Origin of the sequence: Marinobacter sp. Hex_13, from assembly GCF_001566815.1 — a bacterium.
Classification (GTDB): Bacteria; Pseudomonadota; Gammaproteobacteria; order Pseudomonadales; family Oleiphilaceae; genus Marinobacter; species Marinobacter salarius.
In genome coordinates this window covers 64,951-75,083 of record NZ_LSMM01000022.1, presented here as the reverse complement: position 1 = coordinate 75,083, position 10,133 = coordinate 64,951, and the positions used below count along the sequence as shown (strand labels likewise).

Annotated in this window: 12 protein-coding genes; 10 read left to right on the top strand and 2 right to left on the bottom strand. The window is 57.1% G+C overall.

The annotated features are described in order from the left end of the window. Nucleotides 1–187, bottom strand: a 187-nt coding sequence (locus AXW11_RS04905; RefSeq protein ID WP_286791950.1) for a hypothetical protein, incomplete at its 3' end; no start/stop codon positions are given. 345 nt (nt 188–532) lie between these two features. Here AXW11_RS04905 and tadA point away from each other — a divergent pair. The 4 genes from tadA to AXW11_RS04885 are packed head-to-tail and all read left to right on the top strand — an operon-like array spanning nt 533 to nt 3,865. Further along, entirely contained in the window at nt 533–1,033 is a 501-nt protein-coding gene (gene tadA, locus AXW11_RS04900) for a tRNA adenosine(34) deaminase TadA (protein ID WP_091641315.1), read from the top strand. 9 nt (nt 1,034–1,042) lie between these two features. Then, complete coding sequence (gene galE, locus AXW11_RS04895) at nt 1,043–2,026, top strand: UDP-glucose 4-epimerase GalE (RefSeq protein WP_091641313.1); 984 nt, start codon at nt 1,043–1,045, stop codon at nt 2,024–2,026. A gap of 53 nt (nt 2,027–2,079) precedes the next feature. Further along, nucleotides 2,080–3,423 carry a UDP-glucose dehydrogenase family protein gene (locus AXW11_RS04890; RefSeq protein WP_036205341.1) on the top strand — a complete coding sequence of 448 codons (1,344 nt, stop codon included), beginning with the start codon at nt 2,080–2,082 and terminating at the stop codon, nt 3,421–3,423. A gap of 1 nt (nt 3,424) precedes the next feature. Continuing rightward, nucleotides 3,425–3,865 carry an HIT domain-containing protein gene (locus tag AXW11_RS04885; protein ID WP_041334301.1) on the top strand — a complete coding sequence of 147 codons (441 nt, stop codon included), beginning with the start codon at nt 3,425–3,427 and terminating at the stop codon, nt 3,863–3,865. Between the two features lie 27 nt (nt 3,866–3,892). On the opposite strand, the gene fabR is transcribed toward AXW11_RS04885, so the two are convergent. Then, nucleotides 3,893–4,510 (bottom strand): HTH-type transcriptional repressor FabR, encoded by a 618-nt coding sequence (fabR, locus tag AXW11_RS04880; RefSeq protein ID WP_075196207.1) that lies wholly within the window; start codon nt 4,508–4,510, stop codon nt 3,893–3,895. Nucleotides 4,511–4,692: 182 nt separating this feature from the next. Here fabR and aspS point away from each other — a divergent pair, with 182 nt between their 5' ends. From aspS to AXW11_RS04850, 6 genes are all read left to right on the top strand, one after another. After that, nucleotides 4,693–6,498 (top strand): aspartate--tRNA ligase, encoded by a 1,806-nt coding sequence (gene aspS, locus AXW11_RS04875; protein WP_036205346.1) that lies wholly within the window; start codon nt 4,693–4,695, stop codon nt 6,496–6,498. A gap of 53 nt (nt 6,499–6,551) precedes the next feature. Next, complete coding sequence (locus tag AXW11_RS04870) at nt 6,552–7,301, top strand: YebC/PmpR family DNA-binding transcriptional regulator (protein WP_036205347.1); 750 nt, start codon at nt 6,552–6,554, stop codon at nt 7,299–7,301. A 9-nt stretch (nt 7,302–7,310) separates the two neighbouring features. After that, entirely contained in the window at nt 7,311–7,841 is a 531-nt protein-coding gene (gene ruvC / locus AXW11_RS04865; RefSeq protein ID WP_075196205.1) for a crossover junction endodeoxyribonuclease RuvC, read from the top strand. Between the two features lie 31 nt (nt 7,842–7,872). Beyond that, nucleotides 7,873–8,505, top strand: a complete 633-nt coding sequence (gene ruvA, locus AXW11_RS04860; protein ID WP_091641311.1) for a Holliday junction branch migration protein RuvA — start codon at nt 7,873–7,875, stop codon at nt 8,503–8,505. A gap of 162 nt (nt 8,506–8,667) precedes the next feature. Next, nucleotides 8,668–9,696 carry a Holliday junction branch migration DNA helicase RuvB gene (ruvB, locus tag AXW11_RS04855; protein WP_091641308.1) on the top strand — a complete coding sequence of 343 codons (1,029 nt, stop codon included), beginning with the start codon at nt 8,668–8,670 and terminating at the stop codon, nt 9,694–9,696. Beyond that, nucleotides 9,689–10,132 carry a YbgC/FadM family acyl-CoA thioesterase gene (locus tag AXW11_RS04850; protein WP_091641305.1) on the top strand — a complete coding sequence of 148 codons (444 nt, stop codon included), beginning with the start codon at nt 9,689–9,691 and terminating at the stop codon, nt 10,130–10,132. The genes ruvB and AXW11_RS04850 overlap by 8 nt, the downstream gene beginning before the upstream one ends. The last annotated feature ends 1 nt before the right edge of the window (nt 10,133 follow it).

The following is a 10,133-nucleotide window of genomic DNA, read 5'->3' as shown; positions in this document are numbered from 1 at the left end:
CGGGTGAGCTATAGCCAGCTGAGCGCTTGATGGTGGAGACGCCATGGCAGGCCGTGCAGGCTTTCTCAACCAATGCTTTGCCGGCACCTTCCGGTAGTGAAGATTGCAAATTGTTTTGCGCAAGGGAGGCTTGCGTGGTGCCGAGTAGAACGACGACTGCAGCTGTCAGGGATGCAGGTAGGCTCATGAGAACGACTCCTGTCATTCGGGAAGACCTTTATTGTAATCGTACGTCACGATGCTGTGGACATTGTGAGGTAATGAAAGTTCCGGGTTGGCGTGCTTTTACTCTAAACTGAATGCCAGGCAATGATGAAATCTGCTGAATAGACGCGAATTCAGGTATTCGCGCACTCGTTTCCAACTTTGGTAATATGTCGCCTGGTTGATGATGGTACAAATTATGCCGCCTCAGATATTGTTGCTGCACCCTTTAATCATCCCTCAATAAATCTTTTGTTTTAATAGGTTGCATACCCCGTTTTGTCGAGCGCTGACGTGACGAACAGAGGGGTGTGACCGGGCAGGCATTATGGCTGGCACTGATGATGATTATTCCTGGATGAAGCGTGCGCTGCAGCTGGCCCGTCAGGCCGGAGCCGCTGGTGAGGTGCCAGTTGGTGCAGTGGTCGTGCTGGATGGACGGGAAATCGGAGCTGGCTATAATGCACCGATCAGTGGATGCGACCCCACAGCTCATGCTGAAATACGCGCCCTGCGGGACGCGGCAAGACGTGCGGGCAATTACCGGTTGCCGGGTGCCACGCTTTACGTCACCCTTGAGCCGTGCACCATGTGTGTGGGCGCCATTGTGCACAGCCGCATCAGTCGTTTGGTGTACGGTGCGGCGGAACCGAAGGCGGGTGCCGTGGTGTCGGCTCGGCAAACACTGAACGAGCCACATCTCAACTGGCGTGTTGAGTCTGTCGGAGGTGTTCTGGCGGATCAGTGCAGCCATGTTATCAGCGAATTCTTCACGCGTCGGCGGGCCGACATCCGCCGCCGGAGGCAACTGTTTTCAGGGAAGGAGTGACGATCGATCATGAAAGTTCTGGTAACCGGCGGAGCCGGGTATATAGGTAGTCATGTCGTAAGGCAACTGGGCGAAGCCGGACACGACATTGTTGTTTTCGATAACCTGTCCACCGGATACCGTTGGGCGGTCACCTGTGGTGAGCTTGTGATCGGAGACCTCGCCGATGAACAGGCCATTGCGGACCTTTTCAGCCAGCACCGCTTTGAAGCCGTGCTGCATTTCGCCGCCAATATCGTGGTGCCGGAATCGGTCGAGAACCCCCTCAAGTACTACAGCAACAATACCCGTAACACGCTGAATTTGCTGAAGGCAGTAGAAGAACACCAGGTACCTTACATGGTGTTTTCGTCGACGGCTGCCGTTTATGGCATGCCAGAGGAAACCGTACTGACGGAAGATCTTCCGCTGGCGCCGATCAATCCCTATGGCGCCTCAAAGATGATGAGCGAGCGGATGATCATGGATCTGGCTGCCGCGTCATCCCTCAATTACGTGATCCTGCGTTACTTCAACGTAGCTGGGGCCAATCCGGACGGTTTGCTGGGTCAGGCAACGCCTGAAGCTACGCACCTGATCAAGGTTGCGTGTGAGTGTGTGACGGGCAAGCGCGATGGCATGAGCGTGTTTGGCACCGACTACGACACCCGTGACGGTACCTGCATCCGCGACTACATCCACGTGGAAGACCTGGCCAAGGCTCATGTGATGGCGTTGGAGTATATGGCCGGTGGAGGTGAGTCACGGGTGCTGAACTGTGGCTACGGGCGTGGGTTTACCGTCCGCGAAGTTATTGATGTGGTCAAGCGCCAGTCAGGCAACGACTTTCCGGTGCAGGAAACCGGCCGTCGGGCAGGGGACCCAGCCGCGCTGATGGCTGACAACTCGCGAATCAAAAAGGTACTGGGCTGGCAGCCGGATTACGACGACCTGGATACCATCGTCGGCACAGCCCTGGCCTGGGAGAGGATCTGGCAGGATAAGCAGGGCTGAGAGGCCGCACATCGAATACCAACCATAAATTGCAGACATCAGGGTTTTAAAGGATGAAAATTACTATTTTTGGCACAGGTTACGTTGGTCTTGTCACGGGTGCCTGTCTGGCCGATGTGGGTCATCACGTTCTGTGTATGGATGTGGATCAGGGCAAGATTGATAAGCTTAGGAACGGCCATATACCGATTTATGAGCCTGGCCTCGAGTCCATCGTAAAGCATACGGTCGAGGCAGGCCGCCTGGCGTTCACCACCGATACCCAAGAAGCCGTGGCCCATGGGTCTCTGCAGTTCATTGCAGTGGGTACACCGCCTGATGAAGACGGTTCCGCCGACCTGCAGTATGTGACCGCCGTGGCGCGCTCCATTGGCCAATATATGGATGACTACAAGGTGGTGGTGGACAAGTCCACCGTGCCGGTTGGTACTGGCGACAGGGTCAAAGCTGCGGTGCGTTCCGAGCTGGACAAGCGCGGGCTGGAGCTGGACTTCGATGTCGTGTCCAACCCTGAGTTTCTTAAGGAAGGCGCGGCCATTACCGATTTCATGAAGCCCGACCGCATTATCGTTGGCACCGACAGTGAGCGGGCCAAAGAGTTGCTGCATGAGGTCTACTACCCGTTCAATCGTAGCCACGACCGCATGATTTTCATGGACATCCGGTCTGCGGAACTGACCAAGTACGCAGCCAACTCCATGCTGGCCACCAAGATCAGTTTCATGAATGAAATAGCCAACCTGGCGGAGCGTTTGGGGGCCGATATAGAAAATGTGCGTCGTGGCATTGGTTCCGACCCCCGCATCGGCTACCACTTTATTTACCCCGGTTGCGGTTACGGCGGCTCCTGTTTCCCGAAAGATGTCCAGGCATTGACCCGCACAGCCAGGGATTGTGACTACGACTCCCGCCTGTTGAACGCCGTGGAAGCCGTGAACAATGCCCAGAAGCACGTGTTGTTCGACAAGATCAGTCATTACTTCGGTGGCAACCTGAAGGGCAAGGTCGTCGCGATCTGGGGGTTGGCATTCAAGCCCAACACCGACGATATGCGTGAAGCATCGTCCCGAGCCCTGATGCAGGACCTCTGGAAGGCCGGAGCGAGCGTGCAGGCCTTTGACCCGGAAGCCATGGAAGAGACCCAGCGTATCTTTGGCGATCAGCCAGGGTTAACCCTCTGCGGCACCAAGGAGCAGGCGCTGAAAGGGGCCGATGTGCTGGCCATCTGTACCGAGTGGAAGGAGTTCCGCTCTCCGGATTTCGAAGCCATAGCCGCAAACCTGAAGGAGCCTGTCGTGTTTGACGGGCGCAACCTGTACGAACCTGAAATGCTTGAGCGCCACGGTATGATCTACTACGCCATTGGCCGTGGCCGGAACCAGTTCCACGGAGGTTAATATGAGTGGGGCGGAGTCGCCGTTTGTTCTGCACGAGCGTCTGGAAGCTGACACAGTCAGCCTCGGACAGAGCAAGCTGTGTGAAATTCGGCTGATGAACGACAGCAACTGGCCCTGGATCCTTCTGGTACCAAGGGTTGGCAGTGTGCGGGAGATCTATCAGCTGGCTCCGGAGCAACAGCGGCAGCTGCTGGCGGAATCGTCCCTTCTTGGGGAGGGCATGATGGAATTGTTCGGTGGGGATAAGCTCAATGTTGCGGCGTTGGGTAACATGGTGCCGCAACTTCACCTTCATCATATCGTGCGTTTTGACGGCGACTCTGCCTGGCCGGGCCCGGTCTGGGGCAAACTTCCGCCGAAGCCCTACAGTGTCAGCGATCTGGCCAGAATAAGCGAACAACTGAAGCCGTTGCTGGGTCGGCTCTCGCAAATAGTGGCGTAGCAATCTCTTCCGGCAAAGCCGGGTAGCTTAGCGTTTGTGCCGGGCGATGGTGCGTGATCCAACGAGGATCATCCTGAGCTCGGTTTTCAGTTTGTCCTTCAAGGCTTCCTTTTCCGGTGGTGTTGCGTCAAGCGCCTCGGCGCCTTGGTTAAACACCAGTGTCACCATGGCGTCTGCCACCAGTTTGGAGTCGGATAGGGGGCGATTCTCTTCATCCGCGATGCGCGCCAGATCTGCAGCCAGTTCGGTCACAAAGTGGTCGATTTCAGCTTTGATGGCGGTGCGGAAGGGTTTTGATACCCCGGTGCTTTCCCTCAGCATCAGACGAAACAGATTGGAGTTGTTGCCAAGATACTCCATGAAGGTGTCCACCGAGGTGCTGATGGCGCTGCCGTTTCGTGCAATTCGCTTGCGTGCCTGGCGCATGAGTTGTCGCAGGGCGACACCGCCTTCGTCCACCAGGGCAAGCCCCAGCTCGTCGAGCTCGGAAAAGTGCCGGTAGAACGATGTCGGCGCAATGCCAGCTTCCCTTGCCACTTCCCGCAGGCTCAGGCTGCCAAAGCCCCGGTCCGCACTGAGCTGAGCAAGGGCGGCGTCCATCAGGGCACGGCGAGTGCGGAGTTTCTGTTCGGCTCGGGCTGACAAGGGCGGCTCCATAGGGCGGTAAATCGGCCCATTCTAGCGGCCAAATGTTTTACCGTCACCCACGGTGATGGAAGCCTGATTTTCCCGTTCATTGTGTTTATAATGGGCCGCTTTTGCAGTAGGGTCCGCCAGAACCATTTTTGCAAACTTTTACGCACACATCAGATACAACGGGAACCGGTATGCGCAGTCATTATTGCGGTGGAATCAACGAATCTCACATCGATCAGGAAGTTACTCTTTGCGGTTGGGTTCATCGTCGCCGCGATCACGGTGGGGTGATCTTTCTGGACCTTCGCGATCGGGACGGTATTTCCCAGGTCGTGTTCGATCCGGATACCCCAGAGAGCTTCAATCTGGCGGAGAAGGTCCGCAGTGAATTCGTTATTCAGGTGACCGGCCGTGTGCGCCGTCGTCCCGCTGGTACCGAAAACGCCAACATGCCGACGGGGCAGGTTGAGCTGCTGGGTAAGCAGTTATCCATCCTGAATGCCGCTGCAACGCCTCCGTTCCCGCTGGATGAGCATGTGGATGTCGGTGAAGACGTTCGCCTGAAGTATCGCTTTGTGGACCTGCGTCGCCCGGAAATGCTGAATCGTCTGCGTTTCCGTTCCAGGGTGACCAGCTATATTCGCAACTTTCTGGATAGCAACGGCTTTATGGATGTGGAGACGCCTATCCTGACCCGCGCCACTCCGGAAGGCGCACGTGACTACCTGGTGCCAAGCCGCACCCATGAAGGCTCCTTCTTTGCACTTCCCCAGTCCCCGCAGCTTTTCAAGCAATTGCTGATGGTGTCCGGTGTGGATCGCTATTACCAGATCGCCAAGTGTTTCCGCGACGAAGACCTGCGTGCCGACCGTCAGCCGGAATTCACGCAGATTGACATCGAGGCCTCGTTCATCGACGAGGAGACCTTGATGACCCTGAACGAGAACATGATTCGTTCGCTGTTCAAGGATGTGCTGGAAGTGGATCTGCCTGAATTCCCGCGCATGCCGTACGCCGAGGCAATGCAGCGTTATGGCAGCGACAAGCCAGACCTGCGTATCCCGCTTGAGCTTGTTGACGTGGGTGATCTGGTTGCGGGCGTTGACTTCAAGGTGTTTGCCGGTCCGGCTAATGACCCCAAGGGCCGCGTAGCAGCACTACGTGTTCCGAAGGGCGGCGAGCTGACCCGCAAACAGATCGACGACTACACCAAGTACGTGGGTATTTACGGTGCCAAGGGACTGGCCTACATCAAGGTCAATGATACGTCCAAGGGCGTTGAAGGCCTGCAGTCGCCGATCATCAAATTCCTGGGTGACGATGTTGCGCAGGCTGTCATCGAGCGCTCCGGTGCGGAAGATGGCGATATCGTGTTCTTCGGCGCCGATAAGACCAACGTCGTCAACGAAGCCCTGGGCGCGCTTCGCATCAAGGTCGGCCACGACCTGAACATGCTGACGTCCGAGTGGGCGCCGATGTGGGTGGTGGACTTCCCGATGTTCGAGGAAACATCTGACGGAAGCCTGACTGCGATTCACCATCCGTTCACGGCGCCATCCTGTTCTGGTGACGAGCTGGAAGCGTCACCGGCGACGGCATTGTCCCGCGCCTACGACATGGTGCTCAATGGCACCGAGCTCGGTGGCGGTTCCATCCGTATTCATGACGAAAAAATGCAGGAAAGCGTGTTCCGTACCCTGGGTATTGAGCACGAAGAAGCACGAGCCAAGTTCGGGTTCCTGCTGGATGCGCTGAAATACGGTTGCCCTCCCCATGGTGGCCTGGCGTTTGGTCTGGACCGGTTGATCATGCTGATGACCGGTGCCAGTTCTATCCGTGATGTGATTGCGTTCCCGAAAACCCAGAGCGCCACCTGTCTGATGACACAGGCGCCCGGAGAAGTGGACGACAAGCAGTTGCGTGAGCTTCATATTCGCCGCCGCAAGCCCGTGGCCAAGGCCGGCGAAAGTAAGGAAGACACCCAGGCAGGCGAGTAACGCAATGCCGGAGCACACCCCTATGTGTGCTCCGCGACTGAACGGAGTTGATTATGGCTGGACACAGTAAATGGGCCAACATCAAGCACCGTAAAGCGGCTCAGGACGCCAAACGCGGTAAGATTTTCACCAAGATCATTCGCGAGTTGACGGTGGCGGCCCGTCAGGGCGGGGGAAACCCGGATGACAATCCGCGATTGCGGGGCGTGATCGACAAGGCCCTCACCGCCAACATGAAGAAGGACACTATCGAGCGCGCCGTTGAGCGGGGTGCCGGGGATGGTGACGACAGCAATTACGAGGAACTGACCTACGAAGGGTACGGTCCCGGTGGCGTTGCTATCTTTGTGGAAGTCATGACGGATAACCGCAACCGCACTGTGGCCGACATTCGTCACGCCCTGAACAAGATGGGTGGCAATCTCGGCACTGACGGTTCGGTAGCGTATCTGTTCAGTAAGCAGGGTATTATCAGCTACAGCCCGGAGATGGACGAAGACCGGCTGATGGAAGCGGCCCTGGTTGCCGGTGCCGAGGACCTGGCGACGCTCGGCGACGGCTCTTTCGAGATAGTCACCGTGCCAGATCAGTTCCTCGATGTTAAACAGTCCCTGGTGGAGTCCGGCCTGATACCCGATAACGCAGAAGTCACTATGGTGCCCTCAACCACTGTAGAGCTGGATGAGGAGGGCGCAGAGCCCATCCTCAAGCTCATCGATATGCTGGAAGACCTGGACGATGTGCAGAATGTCTATCACAACGCCGATATATCGGCGGATGTGATGGAGGCACTCCATCAATAAGGGCGCAACGTGTCGATAATCATGGGGGTGGACCCAGGGTCACGCATTACCGGTTACGGGATTGTCCGGGCCGAGGGCCGGGTGATCGAATATATTGACAGTGGATGCATCCGTGTCGGCGAGAAGCCCATGGCGGAACGCCTGCAAACCATCTTCCATAGTCTGGCAACGCTCATTGGCGAATACCGCCCCGAAGAATTCGCCATCGAGCAGGTATTCATGGCCCGTAACCCGGATTCAGCGCTGAAGTTGGGGCAGGCCAGGGGAGCGGCGATTGTAGCGGCCGCCAACAGCGGTTTGCCGGTTCACGAGTATTCCGCCCGCCAGGTCAAGCAGGCGGTGGTGGGTAAAGGCGGCGCTGACAAGTCCCAGGTCCAGCATATGGTCCAGGTGTTGCTGGCCCTGTCTCGCAAGCCGCAGGCCGACGCGGCAGACGCCCTGGCGATTGCGCTGTGCCACGCCCACATGAGCCAGAGCGTTGCCCGGCTGGCGTCCGGAGGTGGCGGAAAAGTGCGAAGTGGCCGGGTCCGAAGACAATAACCAGACTCATTGAAGTCCAGGGAGAAACCCGTTGATTGGTCGTATCCGAGGCATCCTGATTGAAAAATCCCCCGCCCAGGCATTGGTGGAATGCGCCGGCCTGGGGTATGAAGTGGATATTCCCTACACCACCTTCTTTAACCTTCCTGAAACCGGCGACGAGCTGGTTCTTCACACCCACTTTGTTGTTCGCGAGGACGCCCAGAGCCTCTACGGCTTCTCTTCACGGCTGGATCGGGACCTGTTCCGGTTGCTGATCAAGGTTAATGGGGTTGGTCCCAAGCTTGCCGCGGGGATTCTGTCGGGGCTGGATGCGAATCAGTTTATCCGCTGCGTTGAGGCTCGCGATGCCAATGCCCTGGTTAAGCTTCCCGGTGTTGGCAAGAAAACCGCCGAACGCCTGCTTATTGAAATGACAGATCGTATAGGGCAACTTGAAGGGCAGTTCACGCCAGCGTCGCCAAATGCGATGGTTACCTCCGACTCAGCCAACGCGGGCATTGCCGCAGGTCATGACCCCAGGGAAGAGGCGGAAGCCGCACTGATTGCCCTGGGGTACAAGCCACAGGAGGCGTCCAAGGCGATCAGCAAAGTGGCGGAAGAGAACATGTCGAGCCAGGAATTGATTCGGTTGGCGCTACGGGCAATGATTCCTGCCAACTAATGGGTAACGGGCTGATTAAAAGAGTGTCATTAATCGCATCCTGGCCCCATATGTGTAGAGAGCGTAACGTGACAGCAAAAGCGCCGTTTGTACAATTGGGGCATAATGAACCCGATACGAGTGTACAGGCATGTTGTTGATTTCCTCTGAGCGGGTAGTTCAATGATTGAATCGGATCGCCTGATTACAGCCCAGGCCGGACAATATGAGGAAGTGCAGGATCGAGCGATCCGTCCCGGTGTGCTTGCGGACTATGTTGGTCAGCCGGCTGTGCGGGAGCAGATGGAAATCTTCATTTCCGCCGCGCGAGGTCGCCAGGAGGCATTGGATCATGTGCTGATCTTTGGTCCGCCGGGGCTGGGCAAGACCACGCTCGCCAACATCATTGCCAATGAAATGGGTGTGTCCATTAAGACCACATCCGGCCCGGTGTTGGAAAAAGCCGGTGATCTGGCCGCCATGCTGACCAACCTCGAAGAGGGTGATGTCCTCTTCATTGATGAAATTCATCGTCTCAGCGCCGCCGTGGAAGAAGTGCTCTACCCGGCGATGGAAGACTACCAACTGGATATCATGATTGGAGAGGGCCCGGCGGCCCGCTCCATCAAACTGGACCTGCCCCCCTTTACCCTGGTGGGTGCCACGACACGCGCCGGGCTTCTGACGTCGCCGCTGCGGGATCGTTTCGGCATCGTCCAGCGCCTTGAGTTCTATAACACCAACGATCTGACGGATATTATTCTCCGTTCCGCGCGATTGTCATCGGTCTCTATCGACAACGGCGGTGCTTACGAAATTGCCCGTCGTTCCCGGGGAACACCCCGTATTGCCAACCGCCTGCTACGCAGAGTGCGTGACTTTGCTGAGGTAAAAGCGGATGGCAGCATTAGTGAGTCCATTGCGGACCAGGCACTGAACATGCTGAAAGTGGACGCCCAGGGGTTTGATCACATGGACCGGCGCCTGCTTTTGGCGATGATTGAAAAGTTTGATGGTGGCCCGGTCGGTGTCGAAAGTCTGGCAGCGGCGATCAGTGAAGAACGAGGCACTATCGAAGACGTTCTTGAGCCGTTCCTGATTCAGCAGGGTTTCATGGTACGTACGCCCCGTGGGCGTATGGTGACGTCCAATGCCTACCAGCATTTTGGTGTCGTGCCATCCGGTCCGGAACGGGAGGACCTGTTTGACTGAGCGTTATGATTCATCGGTCGGGTTGGCGGTTCGCGTGTACATCGAGGATACCGACGCCGGCGGTATCGTATACCACGCGAAGTACCTGCACTATATGGAGCGTGCCCGTACGGAGTGGGTTCGTCACAAGGGTGTCGGGCTTCGCGCCGGTCTGGCGGATAACATCAGTTACGTTGTCCAGCGCCTGTCGATTCACTACGGTGCTCCGGCCAGGCTCGACGATGGGTTGCGAGTGACCGCGGAGCCAGTGGCGTTCGGCCGTGTATGGATGGATTTTCGTCAACAGGTTGTTCGCCGCTCCGATGACAAGGTACTGGCCTCGGCGGATGTGCGTGTGGCCTGTATAGCACTGGATTCCGGCCGGCCAAGACGCCTTCCGGTAAACATGCTGGAGTTGCTGGAAAGCAGCCTGAAAACCAATTCACAAGTGGAATAAT